General features: G+C 30.9%; 26 protein-coding genes and 1 rRNA gene. 13 read left to right on the top strand and 14 right to left on the bottom strand.

Annotation, left to right across the window (positions count from 1 at the left end; all coding sequences use genetic code 11):
• Positions 1–161: 161 nt before the first annotated feature.
• Positions 162–1,214, top strand: coding sequence for a hypothetical protein (locus ABD816_RS17905; RefSeq protein ID WP_344929724.1), 1,053 nt, complete (start codon positions 162–164; stop codon positions 1,212–1,214).
• Positions 1,215–1,229: 15 nt separating this feature from the next.
• On the top strand, positions 1,230–1,772 hold the full coding sequence (locus ABD816_RS17900) for a hypothetical protein (protein WP_344929722.1): 543 nt from the start codon (positions 1,230–1,232) through the stop codon (positions 1,770–1,772).
• Between the two features lie 175 nt (positions 1,773–1,947).
• Here ABD816_RS17900 and ABD816_RS17895 read toward each other — a convergent pair whose 3' ends face one another.
• On the bottom strand, positions 1,948–2,496 hold the full coding sequence (locus ABD816_RS17895; RefSeq protein WP_344929720.1) for a Smr/MutS family protein: 549 nt from the start codon (positions 2,494–2,496) through the stop codon (positions 1,948–1,950).
• A complete protein-coding gene (locus ABD816_RS17890; RefSeq protein ID WP_344929719.1) occupies positions 2,493–2,732 on the bottom strand; it encodes a hypothetical protein in 240 nt (79 codons plus the stop codon). The genes ABD816_RS17895 and ABD816_RS17890 overlap by 4 nt, the downstream gene beginning before the upstream one ends.
• A gap of 107 nt (positions 2,733–2,839) precedes the next feature.
• Between ABD816_RS17890 and ABD816_RS17885 the strand changes: the two genes are divergently transcribed.
• The 5 genes from ABD816_RS17885 to ABD816_RS17865 all read left to right on the top strand — a co-directional run bounded on the left by ABD816_RS17885 (position 2,840) and on the right by ABD816_RS17865 (position 4,634).
• Positions 2,840–3,106 carry a DUF2752 domain-containing protein gene (locus ABD816_RS17885; protein WP_344929718.1) on the top strand — a complete coding sequence of 89 codons (267 nt, stop codon included), beginning with the start codon at positions 2,840–2,842 and terminating at the stop codon, positions 3,104–3,106.
• On the top strand, positions 3,107–3,433 hold the full coding sequence (locus ABD816_RS17880) for a CCC motif membrane protein (RefSeq protein ID WP_344929716.1): 327 nt from the start codon (positions 3,107–3,109) through the stop codon (positions 3,431–3,433).
• A 61-nt stretch (positions 3,434–3,494) separates the two neighbouring features.
• On the top strand, positions 3,495–3,800 hold the full coding sequence (locus ABD816_RS17875; protein WP_344929715.1) for a DUF2085 domain-containing protein: 306 nt from the start codon (positions 3,495–3,497) through the stop codon (positions 3,798–3,800).
• A 12-nt stretch (positions 3,801–3,812) separates the two neighbouring features.
• Positions 3,813–4,052, top strand: coding sequence for a hypothetical protein (locus tag ABD816_RS17870; RefSeq protein WP_344929713.1), 240 nt, complete (start codon positions 3,813–3,815; stop codon positions 4,050–4,052).
• Between the two features lie 258 nt (positions 4,053–4,310).
• Positions 4,311–4,634, top strand: coding sequence for a CCC motif membrane protein (locus ABD816_RS17865; RefSeq protein ID WP_344929712.1), 324 nt, complete (start codon positions 4,311–4,313; stop codon positions 4,632–4,634).
• Positions 4,635–4,730: 96 nt separating this feature from the next.
• Here ABD816_RS17865 and rocD read toward each other — a convergent pair whose 3' ends face one another.
• The 3 genes from rocD to ABD816_RS17850 all read right to left on the bottom strand — a co-directional run bounded on the left by rocD (position 4,731) and on the right by ABD816_RS17850 (position 7,302).
• Positions 4,731–6,011, bottom strand: a complete 1,281-nt coding sequence (rocD, locus tag ABD816_RS17860; protein ID WP_344929710.1) for an ornithine--oxo-acid transaminase — start codon at positions 6,009–6,011, stop codon at positions 4,731–4,733.
• Positions 6,012–6,320: 309 nt separating this feature from the next.
• Positions 6,321–6,704, bottom strand: a complete 384-nt coding sequence (locus ABD816_RS17855) for a DUF6768 family protein (RefSeq protein ID WP_344929709.1) — start codon at positions 6,702–6,704, stop codon at positions 6,321–6,323.
• Entirely contained in the window at positions 6,694–7,302 is a 609-nt protein-coding gene (locus ABD816_RS17850) for an RNA polymerase sigma factor (protein ID WP_344929708.1), read from the bottom strand. The genes ABD816_RS17855 and ABD816_RS17850 overlap by 11 nt, the downstream gene beginning before the upstream one ends.
• 72 nt (positions 7,303–7,374) lie before the next feature.
• On the opposite strand from ABD816_RS17850, the gene rlmD reads away from it, so the two are divergent.
• Genes rlmD through ABD816_RS17835 form a run of 3 tightly spaced genes read left to right on the top strand, consistent with a single transcriptional unit; the run spans position 7,375 to position 10,100 of the window.
• Entirely contained in the window at positions 7,375–8,784 is a 1,410-nt protein-coding gene (rlmD, locus tag ABD816_RS17845) for a 23S rRNA (uracil(1939)-C(5))-methyltransferase RlmD (RefSeq protein ID WP_344929706.1), read from the top strand.
• 43 nt (positions 8,785–8,827) lie between these two features.
• Positions 8,828–9,385 carry a DUF6452 family protein gene (locus tag ABD816_RS17840; protein ID WP_344929705.1) on the top strand — a complete coding sequence of 186 codons (558 nt, stop codon included), beginning with the start codon at positions 8,828–8,830 and terminating at the stop codon, positions 9,383–9,385.
• Entirely contained in the window at positions 9,351–10,100 is a 750-nt protein-coding gene (locus ABD816_RS17835; RefSeq protein WP_344929703.1) for a DUF6048 family protein, read from the top strand. Before ABD816_RS17840 ends, ABD816_RS17835 begins: the two co-directional genes overlap by 35 nt.
• A 51-nt stretch (positions 10,101–10,151) precedes the next feature.
• Here the strand turns inward: ABD816_RS17835 and ABD816_RS17830 are convergent, their stop codons facing one another.
• The 5 genes from ABD816_RS17830 to ABD816_RS17810 form a co-directional block, all read right to left on the bottom strand.
• On the bottom strand, positions 10,152–11,150 hold the full coding sequence (locus tag ABD816_RS17830; protein ID WP_344929701.1) for an AAA family ATPase: 999 nt from the start codon (positions 11,148–11,150) through the stop codon (positions 10,152–10,154).
• Between the two features lie 25 nt (positions 11,151–11,175).
• Positions 11,176–13,170 carry a TonB-dependent receptor gene (locus tag ABD816_RS17825; protein WP_344929699.1) on the bottom strand — a complete coding sequence of 665 codons (1,995 nt, stop codon included), beginning with the start codon at positions 13,168–13,170 and terminating at the stop codon, positions 11,176–11,178.
• 58 nt (positions 13,171–13,228) lie between these two features.
• Entirely contained in the window at positions 13,229–13,717 is a 489-nt protein-coding gene (locus ABD816_RS17820; RefSeq protein WP_344929698.1) for a P-loop nucleotide/nucleoside kinase family protein, read from the bottom strand.
• A gap of 178 nt (positions 13,718–13,895) precedes the next feature.
• Complete coding sequence (locus ABD816_RS17815; protein ID WP_344929696.1) at positions 13,896–14,588, bottom strand: energy transducer TonB; 693 nt, start codon at positions 14,586–14,588, stop codon at positions 13,896–13,898.
• Positions 14,589–14,700: 112 nt separating this feature from the next.
• A complete protein-coding gene (locus ABD816_RS17810) occupies positions 14,701–15,846 on the bottom strand; it encodes a THUMP domain-containing class I SAM-dependent RNA methyltransferase (protein ID WP_344929794.1) in 1,146 nt (381 codons plus the stop codon).
• Between the two features lie 203 nt (positions 15,847–16,049).
• On the opposite strand from ABD816_RS17810, the gene ABD816_RS17805 reads away from it, so the two are divergent.
• Genes ABD816_RS17805 through ABD816_RS17795 form a run of 3 tightly spaced genes read left to right on the top strand, consistent with a single transcriptional unit; the run spans position 16,050 to position 17,889 of the window.
• Entirely contained in the window at positions 16,050–16,781 is a 732-nt protein-coding gene (locus tag ABD816_RS17805) for a class I SAM-dependent methyltransferase (protein WP_344929695.1), read from the top strand.
• Complete coding sequence (locus ABD816_RS17800) at positions 16,781–17,458, top strand: ZIP family metal transporter (protein WP_344929694.1); 678 nt, start codon at positions 16,781–16,783, stop codon at positions 17,456–17,458. Before ABD816_RS17805 ends, ABD816_RS17800 begins: the two co-directional genes overlap by 1 nt.
• Positions 17,459–17,460: 2 nt before the next feature.
• Positions 17,461–17,889 carry a DUF4268 domain-containing protein gene (locus ABD816_RS17795; protein WP_344929693.1) on the top strand — a complete coding sequence of 143 codons (429 nt, stop codon included), beginning with the start codon at positions 17,461–17,463 and terminating at the stop codon, positions 17,887–17,889.
• Positions 17,890–17,895: 6 nt separating this feature from the next.
• On the opposite strand, the gene ABD816_RS17790 is transcribed toward ABD816_RS17795, so the two are convergent.
• From ABD816_RS17790 to rrf, 4 genes are all read right to left on the bottom strand, one after another.
• The gene (locus tag ABD816_RS17790; protein ID WP_344929691.1) at positions 17,896–18,366 is read right to left on the bottom strand and encodes an SLATT domain-containing protein; all 471 of its coding nucleotides are present in this window, start codon (positions 18,364–18,366) and stop codon (positions 17,896–17,898) included.
• A 150-nt stretch (positions 18,367–18,516) separates the two neighbouring features.
• On the bottom strand, positions 18,517–19,143 hold the full coding sequence (trhA, locus tag ABD816_RS17785; RefSeq protein WP_344929690.1) for a PAQR family membrane homeostasis protein TrhA: 627 nt from the start codon (positions 19,141–19,143) through the stop codon (positions 18,517–18,519).
• A 72-nt stretch (positions 19,144–19,215) separates the two neighbouring features.
• Positions 19,216–19,608 (bottom strand): hypothetical protein, encoded by a 393-nt coding sequence (locus tag ABD816_RS17780; protein WP_344929689.1) that lies wholly within the window; start codon positions 19,606–19,608, stop codon positions 19,216–19,218.
• A gap of 413 nt (positions 19,609–20,021) precedes the next feature.
• Positions 20,022–20,092: ribosomal RNA gene (gene rrf, locus ABD816_RS22325) — 5S ribosomal RNA — on the bottom strand; the annotation flags it as partial.

The raw sequence follows: 20,092 nt of genomic DNA, 5'->3' as shown, positions 1-20,092 counted from the left end.
AATCTTTCAATTCCATTATTTTTGTCCTTAACTAATAAAAATGTTCAAAATATGAACATGTATTAATTTTACTCGTCTTTAGATAATACATCTTTTTTAATATTCGTTATTGATAAAGACTATTAACTTAAAATCTTTTACTAATTTTCAAAATAACTCTTGTGAAAAAACTAATTTTTCTTCTTATATCAATGCTCACAGTAGTTTCTTGTGATGATGGAGATATTATCGTTACGAGTTTTGAATTCGATGATAGTACGTTAGAACTTTGTCGAGGCTCCTTATTAAATGAATTTGTTTTTTTTAAAATCAACACAACTACAAATGAAGCTATCTCCTATAATTTTACTAGTCCTATATACAATGATACCACCGTCACAGATACTCCTATTTTAATTGATTTGGAAAATGACGATAATCAATTAGTATATAGACAGTTTAATAATACTGTCACATCTGATTATTATTGCAACACAATACCCGATAGTGATATTACGGTAACTGAGGAATTAATAAGTATTAGTGGAGAAGCCTCTATTATTGTAGAAATAGTAGATGAAGATGATAATGATGGAGTTTTAGCCATTAATGAAGATGTGACTGTTAATGTAGAAGATGAAGATATTAACGGAGATGGAGATCTCGAAAATGATGATACTGACAATGACGGTATCCCCAATTATAAGGATCAGGATGATGATAACGATAATGTCTTAACAAGTGTAGAGATTCCTAACAATGATGTCACTGATGAATCTTTTCTTGATACAGATGAGGATGGAACGCCTAATTATCTGGACGAGGATGATGATGGTGATGGAATTAAAACGATAAATGAAGATTTGGATAATGATGGAAGCCCTAGAGATGATGATTCTGATAATGATGGTATTCCTAATTATCTGGACAATGATGATGATAACGATGGGATTCTGACCATAGACGAAGATATTAATCAAATAAACGATGCCAGAGATGACGATACTGATGATGATGGGATTCCTGACTATCTCGATACTAACTCAGATAATGATGAGGCTCCTTCATTTACCGGAGAGGTTTCTTCTTCTTTGGATAATACAGTGATCACTACATTTAGGACCACCTTAACCGTTAACAATATTCTTTTTGGAGGATCAAATGATCAGTTTACAGATGAAGATTTTTCATTTGGATTTAGAGATCAGGAAATCTCAATTACTACTCCCAAATAAAAACACCTATTACTTATGTATAGATATATCTATCTACTAATTATTATTTTAACCATTACTGGATGCAGTGAGGGTGATATTATCGATGTTTCTATCAACTTTGATGGTGAACTTCAGAATTGCTCTAATGATATAGATAATACGTTTGTCTTTTATAAAGTGGATGCAGACAACAAAAGAACCCTTTCGCTTAGTTTTACCAGCACCACTTATGATAGCACTCCTGATTCTATTTCTACAGATAATGAACCTACGGTAATTACTTTAGATGAGACCGACAATATTTTGATTTATCGTGAATTTGAAACTGCTATCAATGGATCTACATATTTCTGTGCAAGTGTACCACCTAGTATGAATGAAATTTCTGAAGAATATACCAGCACAGACGGAACCGCAGAGATTAGCCTGGAAGTTTTTAATGATGATGACCCTAATAATATTGTTTACCAAAGAACAATCACTTTAAAAAATATAACTTTTATTGGAGATGACATTGAAATTCGTAGAGAAGAATTGCTTCTCGGATCAGATACTCAAGTAGTGATTCCTCAATAATTCATAAAAAAAGCACTTATTGGTTGTAATATAAAATTAATTGCATTCCTTCAAACAAAAAGCATGATATCGCAGTTTACTTATTGCATCTAACTCTAATGTAATATGAGTCAAGTAAATTCGTTGGAAAATTTAACAGTTTTTTCCAGAACTTACAAGATTAAGTAACCTTTATTTATTTAGGGTTCTGCAAAATATATACTTCCATAGCACCTAAACCATATTTTTTATAATCTGCATCTGAAACTCTGACATTATCATACCTCCCAAAAAGATATTTTAATTCTTCTTTTAAAACACCTTGCCCAACTCCGTGAATAAATATAACTCCCGGAATACGTTTATGAATTGCAAAATCTAACTGCCGCTTTGCAGTATCCAACTGTAAGGTAATCATATCATGATTTCCCATTCCTTTTGTTGATTTTATCAATTTATGAATATGTAAATCAACTTCCATAGGTGGAACATGTCTTTCTTTTGGCTTAGGAACTGGTCTTTTGGATTTTTTCTTAAAAATCTCTTTATCCTGTGAATTCTTATATACTTCCTCATAAGAAGGTACAATCACAATACCTGATTCTTCTTTTACTAACTCATTCATTTCATAGGTCATATCAAAACCATCTTCTGAAACGATCGTAACTTCTTTACCTTGAACAGCAATAACTTTACCTGTAATTGGTTCATCAAGTACAGAAACTTTATCTCCAACTTGCATCATAATAACTCTTCTTCTTTCTCTTCTTTATCAAAATTCTCATTAGTAGCAACTATATTCTGGTCAGATTTTGATGTAATAGAAGCATTAATAAGATACAGTCCGATCATTAAACAAACTATTCCCAAACTTTGTAAATAATAATTCTTACTCAAAGAAATCATCTCAATAATTAATAAAATTGTACCTATTCCCATAAGCAGTACACTAGCGACCCGTTTAGTACGTAAACTATTCATAATACAAAAGTATCAAATATTAGTTTTTTTATTGAATTAATCTTTAGAATAATCAAATTGTGTATATTGTTGACTTTTAATTATGAGTTTTGTCCTTAGATAAATACATGCTTCCCTGTTTGAACAAGAAACTTTTCGGAGTAGACTGTTTGGGTTGTGGATTACAAAGATCATTAGTTTTGCTGGTTAAAGGAGAGTTTACAGCTGCTTTTATTATGTATCCAGCGATTTATCCACTACTATTACTTTTAGCATTTCTAGGAGTTAACTTTTTTATAAAATTCAAAAACGACTTACTTATAAAATATTGTTTAATTTTTATAACAGTACTCACAATGGTTGTGAGTTATATTCTTAAAATAAATAGTAACTAAATGACAAAAGAAACATTACCTAACTCTACTCTTATTTTGGTATTCGGAATTTTATCTATTTTAAGTGCTTGTTGCTGTGGGATTTTTGGGATTGTTTTCGGTATTGTTGCCTTAATTATGGTTAAGAATGCTACAACCTTATACGTATCTAATCCTGACATATATGAGGGATATCAAAATGTTAACATTGGAAAAATTTTAGCTATTATTGGAATTGTTCTTAACGTAGCCAGCATCCTTTTTTCTATATTTAGTATTGGAATGGATGGCTACTATGATATCATCGAGGGAATGTCTGGAGGTGGAGGATATTCTGATGATTTTTAACAAATTTTAGACACTTTTGAAAATAAAAAATAATAAAATAAATCTTGTTTCTTGCCATAGAATGGCCTCAAGGTCATTCTTTTGGAAAGGCAAGCAGTTCCCAGTATGTTCTCGCTGTACAGGTATACATATAGGGTATCTATCTTTTCCCCTATTCACATTTGATCTAATTACATTAAACCTTTATTGGACGATTTTTCTTATATTACCAACATATTTAGATGGTTTAATACAAGCTTACTTTGATCTGGAAAGCAATAATATCAGAAGAGTAATAACAGGATTAATGGCAGGAACAGGCATGATGTCATTAGTTGCTATCATTGGAAAATTTATAGGAAATCAAATTTTAATATTAATCAATTAAATCTACAATAGTATGAGCGAAAACTCTATCGATCCAAATAACGGATCACAGGAAGAATTGGAAACAGGATTAAAAGTATTATCATTCTGTATACCCCTAGCAGGAGCAATTATCTATTTTATGAATAAAGATAAAGCTCCTAAAAAAGCAAAAGCAGCCTGTACCATGGCATTATGGGGTTTTGGTATTGCAATTGTTCTAAATATTTTAGCAACTGTTCTAGGAGGTGCCGCTTCCTTTATGGGTAACTAAATACAACCAAAAAATGACTCCATATATAAGTATATGAGAGTCATTTTAATTTTATTATTTCTTCCGTCATTTAATCTCCTTTCTCGTATTCTTTTACAAAAAATTATATTAACCAAAACTAATATCAAGTTTTTAGATTATCGCTATTACTTTTGTTTTCTTTTTTTGGAAGTTTTTAGATTTAATCTGATGACCCCTTTCAAAATACTTTTATATTAAAAATATATTCCTTATTGTTGCAAATTATAAATGTAAATTATGGAAGACAAACAACAAATACCTAACGCTACATTAGTACTAATATTCGGAATCGTTTCTATTATTACTGCTTTATGTTGTTACGGATTTATTGGATTAATTTTTGGAATAATTGGTTTAGTAATTTCTAATAAATCAGTAAAGTTATATAAAAATAACCCCGATTTATATTATGGATATGAAAACCTCAATGCTGGTAGAATTTGTGCTATTATAGGAATTGTTTTAGGAGCAATTTATTTTCTTTTTGTGCTGATTTACTTTATTGCGATGGGAGCTATGTTGCCTTGGGCTGAAATGATGAATGGATCGTCCACATACTAATATGTATCGAGTTTAAAAAATCAAAGTACTTTATCAATAAAAATTCTTTGACACAAAAAATCCTGCTCTTAGCAGGATTTTTTGTGTTGTAACATTTTAATTTTCAAACTCTTTGAGCGTTTTCGTAATAATCTCAACACACGCTAAAAGTTGTTCCTTATTCATAACTAATGGAGGCGCAAAACGAATAATGTTTCCATGAGTAGGTTTTGCTAATAACCCATTTTCCTTTAAAGCAACGCAAATATTCCAGGCAGTTTCACTTTCTTCATCATCATTAATAACAATTGCATTTAATAAACCTTTACCTCTGACTAACTGTACAATGGTAGAGGTTTCGATATATTTCTGAAGTTCTAACCTGAATAATTCACCTAATTGGAAAGCATTTTCTGCCAGATCTTCCTCTCTTACCACTTCTAATGCTGCAATCGCCACAGCTGCTGCAACCGGATTTCCTCCAAAAGTACTTCCGTGGTTACCTGGTTGTATGACCTCCATAATAGCATCATCTGCCAAAACTGCTGAAACGGGGTAAGCTCCACCACTCAATGCCTTTCCTAAAATTAAAACATCAGGTTTTACATCAGGTATCCCTGAACAATTTTTATCAGTACAAGTACAATCACCACAAGTTGCCAATAATCTGCCAGTACGCGCTATACCCGTCTGTACTTCATCAGCAATAAAAAGAACATTATGTTCTTCACACAAAGCTTTAGCCTTTTTAAGATAATCCTCTGCTGGTACATATACTCCCGCTTCTCCCTGTATGGGTTCCACTAAAAATCCAGCTATATTTTTTGTGTTTTCCAGAACTTCCCTAAGTGCAGAAATATTATCATATTCTATTTTAATAAATCCATCGGTATACGGTCCAAAATTTTCTCTCGCAACGGGGTCATTAGAAAAAGAGATGATCGTTGTCGTTCTCCCATGAAAATTATTTTTACATACTATTATTTGTGCCTCATTCTCTGGGATCCCTTTTTTCTCATAGGCCCATTTTCTACAAATTTTCAAAGCAGTCTCTACAGCTTCAGCACCAGTATTCATTGGTAATAACTTGTCAAAACCAAAATACTCAGAGGCATATTTTTCATAAGCTCCTAATTTATCATTATAAAATGCTCTCGAAGTTAAGGTGAGTTGTTGTGCCTGCTCCATCATTGCACCCACAATTTTAGGATGACAATGCCCTTGGTTTACAGCAGAATATGCACTTAAAAAATCATAATACTTTTTCCCTTCTACATCCCACACGTATACTCCTTCTCCCCTAGTTAAAACCACTGGTAACGGATGATAATTATGAGCTCCATACTTATTTTCTAAATCAATTGAATGTTTTGATGACTTTTTTTCTAAAACTGGCATTGTTGTAAGCGTATTAAAGTAAACTTTTTTTGATTCCTGCTTTGATAAAACCACTGGAGAGAAATCATCCTTGCTTTTGTAGAGCGGTTATGAATTATGAGTCTATAATTACAAAAAACAATTGACTATTATTATATCTCAAAACTCGTTGCAAATTACTAAAACTTTATCATATTTTTAATTTAAAACCAGTTAAACTATATAATTCTTATTTTTAATAACATACTGGGTTATTATTTGAGATTTTACTAAAACTAAACCTTCATACTTTAATTTATACTAATCAAAGTGAGTTATTATGTATATTTTTTAAGATACTCTGCTTGCTAATGATGAAACTTGAAGCTCTAGCCTTTTAATTTCTCTCAATAAAGCATTTTTATCCATTTGCATCCACGAAAAAAGTTTAATCATAATCATAAAAGTCAAACAAATACCACCTGCTGCCAACCATTTGATAAGTTCATTAGTTGTATCTGTGTTTAAAAACTGTATGGTGCAATAAATTAAAAATACCAATCCTATAATATTTACAATATTCATAATAATCATAAGCCAAGCTTGTTTCGTTTTAAAAAGTCCTCCAAACATCTCTAACAGATTTTGCTCTTCTAAGTCATCGTAAAACTTTGCTTCTTCTTCAGTTAAAGTTTCTTTTATTAATGCATCAATATCTTCAATATCATTTTTCATAATTTCTGTTTTTAAAAATTTGTTTTAGTTTTTCTCTTGCTGTAAATAATCTTGATTTAACTGTACCCGGCGAAACATCTATAATCTCGCTAATTTCTTTAATATTATAAGATTCCAGATAAAATAAATTAAGTACTATCTGTTGATCAATAGATAATTCTTTAATTACATTTTTTAATTGAGTTATTATATACTTAGTATCATCAACTGTATTGGTTTCAGTATTAGAAATATTAGTTTCATACATATATCGTCCTCTGTTAATCAGTTCTTTTTCATTTTTCCGTAACCAATCTATTGATTTTCTATTAACAATGGTTAATGCCCAATTGCCAAAACGGTTAGGCTCTTTCAAATTATTAATTTTTGTTAAAATGGTTGTCCAGCTATCCTGAGCAATATCTTTTGCCGCATCTATATCATTTGTATACCAATATGCTTGCTTGCATAATTTTTTATGCCATCGTTTTACAAGAAGTCCTGCTGCTTTCTTATTTCCGGACTGATATTGTAATACTAGTAAAGAATCAAATATTTTTTTATCCATTGTATTATCAATCTCTATACTTAAAGACGTATTAAAACCAATCAGGTTCATTTTTTTTTGTTCTTTTTATAAGATATAGCTAATAATTAATAAGTATATGCTTTCTATTCTTATTTTTGCGCTATGGCAAGAAAGAACAAAAGACAGGTTTTTGAGAACATCGAAGTAATCGATGCTGGTGCAAAAGGAAAAAGTATTGCGAAAGCTCCTGATGGAAAAGTAATATTTATCAACAACGCTGTTCCTGGTGACGTTGTAGATATTCAAACCACAAAAAAGCGAAAGGCCTACTATGAAGGTTCTGCAACAACCATTCACACCTATTCTGATAAACGTGTTACTCCTGTATGTGAACATTTTGGAACCTGTGGGGGTTGCAAATGGCAATTTATGGACTATAAATATCAACTTGCTTACAAGCAACAAGAAGTTACCAGTAATCTAACACGTCTTGGTAAAATTGAATTACCAGAAGTTTCTCCTATCCTTGGCTCTGCAGATCAATTTTTCTATAGAAATAAAATGGAGTTCTCTTTTAGTGATAGTCGTTGGTTAACATTAGAAGAAGTACAGAGTGATGAAGAAATCGGTAACCGTAACGCTCTTGGTTTTCACATTCCTGGTATGTGGGATAAAATATTAGATATCAACAAGTGTCACCTACAAGAAGATCCAAGTAATGATATAAGAAATAAGGTAAAAACTTTTGCTAACACTAATAATCTATCTTTTTACAATGCCAGAAATCAAAAAGGATTTCTTCGTACATTGATGATTAGAATTGCGTCAACTGGAGAAATCATGATATTAATTCAGTTCTTTCATGAAGATGTCGAAAAAAGAATAGCACTATTAGAATATATTGCTATCGAATTTCCTGAGGTTACATCTCTTCAATACGTTATAAACTCTAAAGGAAATGATACCATCTATGATCAGGATGTCATCTGTTATAAAGGCAGAGATTATATAGAAGAAGAAATGGAAGGGTTACGATTTAAAATCAATGCAAAATCCTTCTATCAAACCAATTCTAAACAAGCATACGAACTATATAAAGTAACACGAGATTTTGCTGGTCTTACCGGAAATGAAGTGGTATATGACTTGTATACAGGAACTGGTACTATAGCCCAATTTGTTTCTAAAAACGCAAAAAAAGTAGTTGGAGTAGAAGCTGTACCGGAAGCAATAGAAGATGCAAAAGAAAATGCCCGAAATAATAAAATTGATAATGTAGAATTCTATGCAGGTGATATGAAAAAAGTATTTACTTCGCAATTTATTGAAACGCATGGTAAACCTGATATAATCATTACAGATCCTCCCAGAGATGGAATGCATAAAGATGTGGTAGCACAAATACTCACTATTATACCAGATAAAATCGTGTACGTAAGTTGCAATAGTGCAACACAGGCAAGAGATTTATCGTTATTAGATAGTGTATACAAAGTAACAAAAACACAATCTGTGGATATGTTCCCACAAACGCATCACGTAGAAAATGTAGTTTTATTAGAAAAGAGATGATAAATATACTAAACTAAGTATATTTCATATTTAGAATTAACTTATGATTATAAACAATACATATTTAAAAGTTTCTAAAACGGCATTGCTATTTATAGGCTGTTTTGCTATCGTGTATTTTAGTGCCAGTTGTGAACGTGATGATATATGCCCGGAAGATGCTGCTACTACCCCACAGGTAATTATAAAATTTATAGATTTTGTAACAGCTTTGGATATTAATCAGCCTGTAGATCTGGAAGTAAGATCAGCGGATCCCGCAATTACAGATGTTATTTCTGATGTAACTTCTCTGGATTCTATACTGATCCCATTAAAAACAGATGCTAGCATCACTCAATTAATATTTACTACAAATGCTACCAGTGAAGATGAAAGTCTTATAAGAAGGGATACTATTGATTTTCTATATACCCCACAAGAAGAATATGTAAATAGTGCTTGTGGTTTTAGAGTGAACTACTTGGGGCTGGAAGTAGAATTTACAAGAGATAATAGCAATATAGATTTTGACGAAGACAAAAATTGGATAAGAAATATAATAGTTCAACAAAGAGATATAACAGATGAGACTAATGCGCACGTACTTTTTTTACATTAGTATCCTGTTGTGTGGTGTAATTTCTGCACAAGAAGAAAAAGAAAAAGAAGAAGAAAAAAAGATTACCGCAAGAGACACATTACCACCTGCAGAAAAATACGGCTTTAGGGTAGGTGTTGATATTGGTAGACTCATTAGAACAGTATTAAGTGAAGATAATGACGACACTAATGATGAATATACTGGTTTTGAAATTTTAGGTGATTATCGAATTTATAAAAATTACTATCTGGCGGCAGAAATAGGAAATGAATCTTTACTTAGAAATGAAGAAAACATTAGTGTAGAAGGTGCTGGAAGCTATGCCAGGATAGGTGCAGATTATAATGCATATAATAACTGGTATGGAATGCAAAATAGTATTTATGTAGGGCTCAGGTATGGTTTTTCTACATTCAATCAAACTTTAAATAGTTATAAAATTTTTAATAATTCTGATTATTTCCCTGTTCCTGTGAGGAATGAAAGAATTGAAGTTGATAGTTTAACTGCCAGTTGGGTAGAATTCATCTTAGGTATTAAAGTTGAAACATTTAAAAACTTATATCTTGGAGCCAATATTTCGTTAAGAAGATTATTAAGTGAAAAAACTCCGGATAGGTTTGACAATCTCTTTGTACCAGGGTTTGGCAGAACCAATGATTATAGTTCATATAATGTAGGGTATACGTATTCTATTAGTTATTTGATTCCTTTTGTAAAAAAGAAAAGATAGACTCTTAAATTTTAATCAAAAAAGAAAAGCAGTTTATGTACCATCTCTGAGTTAACTAGTATCTTTCTTTTTATCTTGAATACACTTCTCAATTAATAAAACCGCTTGATTAAATCTCTCTGACCAATTTCCAGAAATTTCAGTGATACTTATTTCATTTTCGGTCAATACTTCTCTATGAAATATGTCTAACTTATCCCTATCTGATTTACTAAGTCGTGTTCCATCTTGTATATGCTCCACATCATTGTTTAGATATATGTAAACATCTGCCCTATTTGCTGCATAAATAGCTTCTTTAACTATTAATTCTTTTCCGAATACAAATCTCGAATAAGATTTTGTAATATGTATATCAGTATCTATCAATACGAGTGGACTTTTACCTAAGAGTGCATTATTTATCCGTTTTGCATGTTCTTTTGACACTTTATATAAGTCTTCATAATCAAAATCGTTAGAATTCTCTATAAGCTCTCTTCCTGTTTCAAGAACTAAACTACAATCAAAATAATCAGAAAGCAGCTTTGTTAATGTAGTCTTCCCTGTAGATTCTGTTCCTAGTATTACAATTTTTGTGACAAAGTAAGGTTTCACTGTATCTGGTAAAAAATTCCAATTTAAAAAAATATCATTTCGTACTGCTGTAGCAGAAACCGGCACCAAATTTCTTGGTATATCAAAAGGTATATGAGTCACACCCATAAATTCAGCTACATAATTACCATAAATTTCTGATGTGATTATAAATGAATAATCAAGAAATTGATTCTTAAATGTTTGCGCCCACAAGCGAGACACTTCCTTTGATGACTCTGATGTATTAGGCAATTCACTTTCTAAATAATTAAAAACCCTTACCTCAATAGTGTGTTGATCTTTAAACGTGTTAACAATCCATTCTTTTCTGACAGCGCAGGAAATTTGCTCTTGATCACTGCAACAAATCAAAATAGTCAGAAAATCACATTGCTGAAGTGCAAAATGTATCATAGCTTCATGCCCCTTATGAAAGGGTAAAAATTTACCGAATACAAATGCTTTTTTCATGTATAATTTTTAAAATTCAGCAAGATCAGAAACTATATTGTATAGCCACATGAAAATTAGTAGGTGCTTGTACAAAAAACTTATTAGTCCCATCAAAATCAACATATCCGTTATTAAAATATGTTGTGTTTGTAATATTATTTACAAACACAGAAAATTGATACCGCTCTAATGCATATTGGATTCGGCTATTTAGTAAAACATAAGCATCTATAGCAGCGGTGTTTGCAAAATCCATATACGAATCGTCTTGATATCTAGCAGATAATCCAACAACCAGGTTATTATGAGTGTACACTAATTCCTGATTAATCAATACAGGAGGTGTTAATATTGGAGAAAACACTTCGGATTGTTCTTTGATTCTAATATAATTAAACGATGAATTATTAATTAATGAAAAATTATGATTGATACTATAAACAGCATTGACTTCTACACCTGTTCTATAACTCTCTTCTACATTATTTGTTAAAGCTAAACCATTAGGACCGAAATTACCTTGTAATACAATTTCATTACTAAAATCCATATAATAAAGATTCATATCTAGTGTAAGGTTTTTAGAAGAAAATCTCCATCCTAATTCGTGATCAACCACATATTCCGGATCTTCTATAAAAACAACAGCTGTATTCATATCGTCAGCTAACAAATCATCATTCCCTCCAAAAATATCATTTCGCGTCGGTTCTCTGCCTGTACTTCCTAAACTATAATATAATAAACTGCCTTGTTGAAACTTAAAACTGACTCCTATTTTTGGATTCACAAAATGCCAGGTACGTGGATCAAAATTAACAGACCCTGTATAGTCAAAAGAAGTATATCGATATTGAATATCTGCAAAAAAAGAAAAATCATTCACCATAAAGTCCAACTTGGAAAAAATACTTATCTCATTTTTATGTCCCATATTTTTATATAAATCCCCCAGAGAACGTTCACTCCCTCGATGTTCTCTTTCATAAACATTGCCATGAATACCCGTAGTCCAATTAAACTTCTTTTTTGATACTCTATAATTGCTAAAAAAACCTAATAAGTTAGATTGAAAATCATAGTTAAATAGCTCCTCAGTAGACGGAAGTCCTAAGAATGTATTTAAATTAAAATCATAATCACCTGTTAGATATGTATAGTATACACTTGATTGAAGTGATGAGTGCGTACTAACTTTCCACTTATGTTGAAGTTGCGCTAATGCTTGTACAAATCGATCTTTTTCATTTTCATTCGCATTGGTTCTTCTATCCCTTTGGATCAGAGAATCAGCAACTCCTAACCATGCCAACTCGTTTTTTTGTTGCCCCGCCAGTATATTTAATTTCCAGGTTGACGTGTCATTAAATAGACCGGTACTTAGAAAAACAGATTGAGAATTATTAGATGAATTGTACTTATATCCATCAGAATATATCTGCGATGCTCTTATATAAAATGCTTTTTTATTTTTAATTCCACTATTATAGATCCCAAATGCCCGTACACTATTAAAAGAACCATAATCGATCCCCACAGTCGTTTTTGCAGAATCCTGAAGCTTTGGTGAGAATAACTGAATACTTCCTGCATAACTTGCTACTCCATTTTTTGACGTTCCTACCCCCCGCTGAATCTGAATTTTACTAACAGAATTTACAATATCAGGATAGTTTGAAAAATAAGCACCCTGATCCTCTGGTTCATTAAGAGGAACACCATCCAAAGTAATATTAACTCTTGTCTGATCAATGCCACGCATTCTAAAATAAGAATACCCTTGTGAGTTTCCTGCATCAGAATAATTTGTAATTGATGGAGTTTCTGATAACAAAAATGAGGGTTCCTGACCTGTTGATTTTGCTTTCAATTCTTTTGCCGGGATATCTTGAAAAGTGAAGGGTGTTAATTTATTTGCTTGATAAACAACAATAACTTCGTTTAATATTTTAGTAGAATCAACGGAGGTAGCCTCTTGCGCATTTATCAAAATGCTTTTTAGAAAAACTACAACAAATAATAAAAAGTATTTAGTCATTCTTTATTAGTTATTTATAAACCATATGCTAGATGATTTTTTTAGTTTATCACCTTTATTATTCAGTAATAATTACACCGTTTCTCATTTCTATTTCACTTGGTTTTTCAAACCAATTTTCCATAAAATCAAAATTTTCTTCACTCACCTCAAACTCAAAAGTTACTCCTTTTTCTTTGTTTCGTTTTAAAATTCTTGCATACCTGGTTTCTTTGGGTATATCTATAAAGTGAATTTTTAATAAATATCCTCTTGCATTAGCGAATTTTCTAAACTTTTCTCGATGTTCAAACTTAGATAACCCCAGATCCAAAATAGTATCCGTTTGTATATCTTCAAGCTGTTCTATTAATCTCATCATCACATCTTCTGCTCTTTCAATTCTTTCCAGAAACCATTGCAGCCCATCTTGAGAATTTTTATCCGGAAGAAACAAGGTGTTATTCCAAGTATCTATAGAAAAAATAATTCCTTGTAATCTATCTTTCAATTCGTTTGCATAGGTTGTTTTACCAGCACCTGTATTTCCTACAATTAAGTGAAGCATATTATTTGTTTCTACTGTTACAAAGGATTGGGTTTACAAAAGAGCTCTTATTCTTAATAATACTCATTAATCTACAAAAGGTTATATAAACATTGATTATACTAAAAGGTAACGTCTAATATTTATTCCTTTATGCGACTGTATTTTATAACATTTGAAATAAGAATGCTCGATAATTTTAATTAAAAGAAAAAGGAAGTAAAGAAATGCTTTTTACAAATTTCCCATGCTGAAAACCCGGTTGCCATCGAGGCATTAAATCAAGAACCCTTAAAACTTCTTTATTTAATACATCGTCACCTTTTCGAATAATTATTGCATCCCTCACATAACCATTTCTATCTATAACATACCTTACAAGAACCTCTTGAGGTTTCTTTGTGATTTTTGGAGACCTAACATTTTTCCTCAAAAACTTATTTAACATTTTTTCTCCACCATAAAACATAGCTCTAATCATAGAATAATTACTAACTTGATTTGCTATTTTTTGAGGTAAAGGTACACTATCCTCTATATGCATCGCTATTCGCTTTTTATCTTTAAACATATAATAGCCGTTAATTTTTTTACCTTTATGAAAGAATACAAATTCATTTGGTTTTCTATAAGGTTCTGCTATCTTATATATTACGGAATGTTGATTCTTAATCTCAATAGATCCTATCAAACTATCATTTATATAATTCATTTCTAAATAATGACCATCTTGTTGATCATACAGTTTCCAAACACCTTGTTTTCGTTGATGAAGATCAACTCTGTTAATTATTTCATTCTTATAGTTGATAGAGTCTTGACAAAAAACATTAGTCAATTGTACTAATAAACAAAACGTCGATATTAGTTTTAAAAAATAATTAGTTACCATACATATATTTTTTATTAAATATAAAGAAGTATTGTTTTGTATTAAACGTTAAATAAACAATTAAAAGAGAATTATTGTCTAAGAAAAAAAGGAATCAAAATTTGAATACTTGCTACTCTTTATCCTGAAATTTTGCTTTTTTACTACCCGCGTACATTTCATACTTGACTAATCGAGATTCTAATTTACCATTAAATACTTTGATTTTTCTAGAAGGTCTAAGACCTACAAACTTTAATGATTCCAGATTAGAGGTTATAAACCACGCATTGGTTCCTGGATAACTTTGTTTCAATGTATCACCAATCTGAGCATAAAATGCTTCAGCATCAATTTCCAATCGTTCTCCATAAGGCGGATTAAAAACGATATGTAATGGTTTATCTCCTTCTTTAGTACTCTCAAAGAAATCTCCTTCTTTTATTTTAACAAATTCTACCAGATTAGCATTTTCTATGTTTTGATTCGATTTTCTAATTGCAGATGGAGCTTTATCCATACCGATGATAGTATAAGGAAACTCTCGCGTCTTGTTCAAACATGCCTCTTCTATTTTCTCAAACAATTCCATATCCCAATCTAACCATTTCTCAAAAGCAAATTCCTTACGATTAAGATTTGCCGGAATATTACAAGCAATCATCGCAGCTTCTATAGCCAATGTACCACTACCACACATAGGATCCAGAAAATCACTTTGTCCATCCCAACCAGATAATAGTAATAACCCTGCGGCTAACACCTCATTGATAGGCGCAATATTAGTAACCGTTCGATACCCCCGTTGATGCAATGACCCACCTGAACTATCTAAGGAAACCGTACAAAAATCCTGTTGGATATGAATATTTATTGTTAAATCAGGGTACTCAGTGTCTACATTAGGGCGTTCTCCTTTTTCTGCTCTAAACTTATCTACAATAGCATCTTTAGACTTAAGAGATATAAATTGAGAATGTGTGAATATCGTAGAATTTACAGTAGCATAAATCGCAAAAGAATCATTGGCGTCCAGATATTGTATCCAATCAATTGATTGAATAAGGTTATATAAATCTTTTTCATTGCGGATTTTCTTAGAACCTATAGGTTTTAGAATTTTTAAGGCTGTCCTTAGACATAAATTAGCTTTATACATAAATCCAGTATCACCATAAAAACTTACCATACGGTTTCCTTGTTCCACTTTTTGCGCTCCCAGATTTCTTAATTCTTTGGCTAATATCTCTTCAAAACCAAAAAAGGTTTTGGCTACCATCTTAAATGAATCGTTCACTATATTTATATTCTTTATTAAAGTTATGTCAATCTTTCTGATATGTTAAAAAGATGATCAAACATTCTCGTATTTATCATCTAATCCTTCAATTCAATATTCTAATCGTAAAATTTCAGGTTTAAAATAAAAAGTCGAGATGAGTTGATTAATTAAACCGTAAAAATACACTAATTTTGCGCCCTATGCTAAAAGATTCAACAATGTGGTACGCATCCTGGTTTGACACCCCCTACTATCATATCTTATATAAAGATAGAGGCTCTAAAGAAGCTCAGGAATTTATGGATACCCTGACTCAGTACTTACATCTGGAAAAAGGAGACAAGATTCTTGATCTCGCTTGTGGTAAAGGAAGGCATAGCATTTACCTGAATACATTAGGTTTTGATGTTGTGGGAGCTGACCTTTCTAAAAATAGTATTGCTCATGCATCTCAGTTCGAAAATGAAACATTACATTTTAAGGTTCATGATATGTGTAAGCCATATAACGAACAATTCTCTGCCGTTTTTAATCTTTTCACCAGCTTTGGATATTTTGAAAAGGAAGAAGATAATCTGAATACTATAAAAGCAATAAAATCAGATCTTAATTCAAATGGATTAGGAGTGATTGATTTTATGAATGTAGCGCATGTAATTGCGAATCTTGTACCGCAAGAGACAAAAAAGATAGATGGTATTACTTTTGACATCAAAAGGTATGTAAACGACGGCTATATCTATAAAGATATTCAATTTACCGATCAGGGTGAAGATTATTTCTTTACTGAAAAAGTAAAAGCGATTACACGTGCCGATTTTGAAAGTTATTTTCAAGAAGCTGACATTGATTTATTAGATATTTTTGGAAATTATAAATTACAAAAATTTAATATAAACACTTCTCCAAGACTTATTATGATTTTTAAATAGTGTATACATATCTTCTATCCATATCTGCAGTTTTTATAGGTTCTCTAATTGTTTATATCTTCAAACCTAACAATCAAAAAAGCCTAAAGCTTTTATTAGCATTTAGTGGCGCCTTTTTATTAGCTATCACTATCTTTAACTTATTACCAGAGGTTTTTGAAGACCATACGTATGCCAAACAAACAGGCGTATGGATCATGGTGGGGATATTACTTCAGAAAATACTGGAGTATTTCTCAAAAGGAGCTGAACATGGCCATATTCATCTTAATAAGGAGACAACAAATATTCCTGTTTTATTATTTATCAGTTTGGGAATTCATGCTATTCTAGAGGGGTTTCCTATTCATAATACCGAAGGAATTCTGGTTGGAATTATTATTCATAAAATTCCGGTTGCGATGATCTTAACAACGTTTTTAATTAAAACTGAAATTAAGAAACCTGTGATTCTTTTATTTTTGATTCTTTTTGCATTAATGACCCCTTTAGGTACTTTTATAGCTGAAAATTTTGAGGTTGTTCAGGGGTATTATAAAGAAATCACAGCATTGGTTATTGGTATATTTTTACATGTTTCTACAACAATTCTTTTTGAAAATAATGAAGGCCATACTTTTAATATTTCAAAATTATTAATAATTCTACTTGCTACGATTACTGCATATTTAATATAATCATGTTTAGTAAAGAAGATTCAAAACAAATACGACAAGAATTCTGGACCAGTTTTGGCAATACCTACCCACATAAATGGCTTCTATACAATACAAAAATCAAAGATGTAACACTTAAGTTTACTTTCTCCACAAGCAGAGCACAAGTATCTATTGATATAGAACCAAAAGACAACATCATAAGAGCTTATTATTATGACAAACTAATTAGTTTAAAAAACATCATCACCTCAGAATATCTTCCGTCTACTATATTTAATGATTCTTATGAGTTAGAAAACGGTAAAGTTATTTCAAGAATCTATGTAGAATTAACTGAGGTAAGTATCCATAATAAAAAGGATTGGAAACAAACGATGGTCTTTTTACACGAAAAAATGTCTAAACTAGAGGCTTTTTTTATCGAATATAAAGAATATATTAATGACTAGAATTCATTAATCAGGCATCGTGTTTTGTCTATTAATAGAAATCCCAGCTTTAGCCTTATGAATGTTTTTCTGCCACTTCTCTCCTGCTGCATTTAAAATAGATTGCATTTGATCAAAAAATGGTTGAACATTCATTTTAGTATGATTTTTAAAATACTCAAACTGAAATGCTCTTTTCAGATCACGTAATGAATGATACATATTACGTTCCATTATCCATAATTCACTTGGTTTACGCAATCCCTCGTAAGACCCTGCAACACTCAATGCTGCTGTTATTACTACTAATGCTATATTAAAATATCGTTGCATCGCTCCGGATTCTATAGCAATTCCAGCAAGAATTGTAGAAAGCCCAGTACCTCCAAAAACAAAATATCGTATATTTCTATATAGTTTTTTATGTTTTTTAGATTCTTCATCAAAGATTCTAATCTGTTCATCAATAACCTTTATAAAGTATTCAGCTTCTTTCATATCCAATAACAGTTTTAATCCTTAAAGATATCTAACTATATATTATGTACAAAGGGAGTTATAACTGATTATCAAATAGTGGAATACCCCATTAAAAGACTATTAAAAGAATCGAAGAGCATTTTTTGATATAAATAAGAGTATTAAAAATTAAATAATAAAATTTAAAATAAAAATATAATGAAAAACACTACCCGCCAACACAAAAAGATGCCAAATTACATGACTAAAACTAAGCTTTTTATATGCATAGAAAACAATACCAATAGTATAAGCCAAACCTCCTAAAATTAAATATATAATTCCTAATAGTTCAACTTTATCAGTTAATGCTGCTATATCCAATATAATTAACCATCCCATAGTAACATATAGCACAACAGATAAAATCTCAAATCTACCTGTAAAAAATAATTTCAAAACAGATCCAAATCCTGCTAGTGACCAAACCAGTATACACAGCATTATACCTTTACTCTCCAGTAGACCTATTAATGTAATAGGCGTATAGGTTCCTGCGATCAATAAGTAAATACCAATATGATCCATAATTCTGAACCTTTGTTTATGTATTATATTATTTGAATAATGATATGCGGTAGAAGCAAAATACAAAATCAACAAGGAACCCGAATACACTAAAATAGCAAACACGCTATACATTGTTTTGTTCGTATCCATAAGCATTAATACGATCAACCCAACAATTGAAAATAAAAAGCCTACTCCATGTGTAATCCAGTTCCATTTTTCTTCTATAAACGATTGTTCTTTCATAATAGATATTTCTCATATAACATATTTACGGTCCGAAGATCTCATATACATCATACAAATTATAATAGAGAGTTATTTTTTCTTTAATATTTCCAGATGGATATACTGATGATAGGTTCCATATTCCTTAGTCCATCTAAATCCTAATTTCTTTAACCAATCCTGAAAATCATCATAATAACTCAATAATTCATCGTCATCAACTTCATCTCCTACATTTGTTGTGTGTTGATATTTTTCAAAATTAAATTTATCTCCAATATTTTCAGTTACTCTTATCTTATCATCTGTATACAAATAAGCCTGAATTATCGACCGTACAATTTTACCTTCCTTAAAAAAAGCAAATCGGCAAGTAGCACTAGTGGTTTGTTCGTATGCTATAATGGCTATGATTTGAAATTCTTTAGTCAATTGAAGAATTAAATCATCAAATTCTTTCAAAGACTCTGTAGATTCTATCATTTCATATTCCAACTGTGTCCATTCATCATTTTTATCATTATAAACGACAAAGTCCTTACTTTACTACCTATTTGATTATATTTTAATAATTGAATTTCAGGGTTAGATTCTTTTTGTCCGATTTCATAGTATTTTGATAAAAAAGATATAATTTCTCCCTTATCATCGTGATTTATTAATATATCAGATAATGTTGACATTTATTGTTATTCAATTCTATACAATAAAGATATAAAAGACCTAGGTTTTTGTATTTAAAAATAAAGGATTCATATTGATTTTTCAGTAGTTGATACTCTAAACAAATATGTTCTCTGATATTTGCTATATTTCCTTTCAAAAAAGTGAATAATTTTATTTTTTTAATTTTCGGATATAAAAAAACCCTTCATAATATTTTATGAAGGGTTTAAAGAAGGCGGCGACCTACTCTCCCACGATTGTAGTACCATTGGCGCTAACGGGCTTAACTTCTCTGTTCGGA

Source organism: Aquimarina addita (genome assembly GCF_039539305.1).
Taxonomy (GTDB): Bacteria; Bacteroidota; Bacteroidia; order Flavobacteriales; family Flavobacteriaceae; genus Aquimarina; species Aquimarina addita.
This window is presented reverse-complemented; position numbering and strand designations above follow the sequence as displayed.

Coding starts and splice junctions, on each gene's coding strand:
- ABD816_RS17900 (WP_344929722.1), top strand. CDS start 1,230: ATGTATAGATATATCTATCTACTAATTATTATTTTAACCATTACTGGA.
- ABD816_RS17895 (WP_344929720.1), bottom strand. CDS start 2,496: ATGATGCAAGTTGGAGATAAAGTTTCTGTACTTGATGAACCAATTACA.
- ABD816_RS17890 (WP_344929719.1), bottom strand. CDS start 2,732: ATGAATAGTTTACGTACTAAACGGGTCGCTAGTGTACTGCTTATGGGA.
- ABD816_RS17885 (WP_344929718.1), top strand. CDS start 2,840: ATGCTTCCCTGTTTGAACAAGAAACTTTTCGGAGTAGACTGTTTGGGT.
- ABD816_RS17880 (WP_344929716.1), top strand. CDS start 3,107: ATGACAAAAGAAACATTACCTAACTCTACTCTTATTTTGGTATTCGGA.
- ABD816_RS17875 (WP_344929715.1), top strand. CDS start 3,495: ATGGCCTCAAGGTCATTCTTTTGGAAAGGCAAGCAGTTCCCAGTATGT.
- ABD816_RS17870 (WP_344929713.1), top strand. CDS start 3,813: ATGAGCGAAAACTCTATCGATCCAAATAACGGATCACAGGAAGAATTG.
- ABD816_RS17865 (WP_344929712.1), top strand. CDS start 4,311: ATGGAAGACAAACAACAAATACCTAACGCTACATTAGTACTAATATTC.
- rocD (WP_344929710.1), bottom strand. CDS start 6,011: ATGCCAGTTTTAGAAAAAAAGTCATCAAAACATTCAATTGATTTAGAA.
- ABD816_RS17855 (WP_344929709.1), bottom strand. CDS start 6,704: ATGAAAAATGATATTGAAGATATTGATGCATTAATAAAAGAAACTTTA.
- ABD816_RS17850 (WP_344929708.1), bottom strand. CDS start 7,302: ATGAACCTGATTGGTTTTAATACGTCTTTAAGTATAGAGATTGATAAT.
- rlmD (WP_344929706.1), top strand. CDS start 7,375: ATGGCAAGAAAGAACAAAAGACAGGTTTTTGAGAACATCGAAGTAATC.
- ABD816_RS17840 (WP_344929705.1), top strand. CDS start 8,828: ATGATTATAAACAATACATATTTAAAAGTTTCTAAAACGGCATTGCTA.
- ABD816_RS17835 (WP_344929703.1), top strand. CDS start 9,351: ATGAGACTAATGCGCACGTACTTTTTTTACATTAGTATCCTGTTGTGT.
- ABD816_RS17830 (WP_344929701.1), bottom strand. CDS start 11,150: ATGAAAAAAGCATTTGTATTCGGTAAATTTTTACCCTTTCATAAGGGG.
- ABD816_RS17825 (WP_344929699.1), bottom strand. CDS start 13,170: ATGACTAAATACTTTTTATTATTTGTTGTAGTTTTTCTAAAAAGCATT.
- ABD816_RS17820 (WP_344929698.1), bottom strand. CDS start 13,717: ATGCTTCACTTAATTGTAGGAAATACAGGTGCTGGTAAAACAACCTAT.
- ABD816_RS17815 (WP_344929696.1), bottom strand. CDS start 14,588: ATGGTAACTAATTATTTTTTAAAACTAATATCGACGTTTTGTTTATTA.
- ABD816_RS17810 (WP_344929794.1), bottom strand. CDS start 15,846: ATGGTAGCCAAAACCTTTTTTGGTTTTGAAGAGATATTAGCCAAAGAA.
- ABD816_RS17805 (WP_344929695.1), top strand. CDS start 16,050: ATGCTAAAAGATTCAACAATGTGGTACGCATCCTGGTTTGACACCCCC.
- ABD816_RS17795 (WP_344929693.1), top strand. CDS start 17,461: ATGTTTAGTAAAGAAGATTCAAAACAAATACGACAAGAATTCTGGACC.
- ABD816_RS17790 (WP_344929691.1), bottom strand. CDS start 18,366: ATGAAAGAAGCTGAATACTTTATAAAGGTTATTGATGAACAGATTAGA.
- trhA (WP_344929690.1), bottom strand. CDS start 19,143: ATGAAAGAACAATCGTTTATAGAAGAAAAATGGAACTGGATTACACAT.
- ABD816_RS17780 (WP_344929689.1), bottom strand. CDS start 19,608: ATGATAGAATCTACAGAGTCTTTGAAAGAATTTGATGATTTAATTCTT.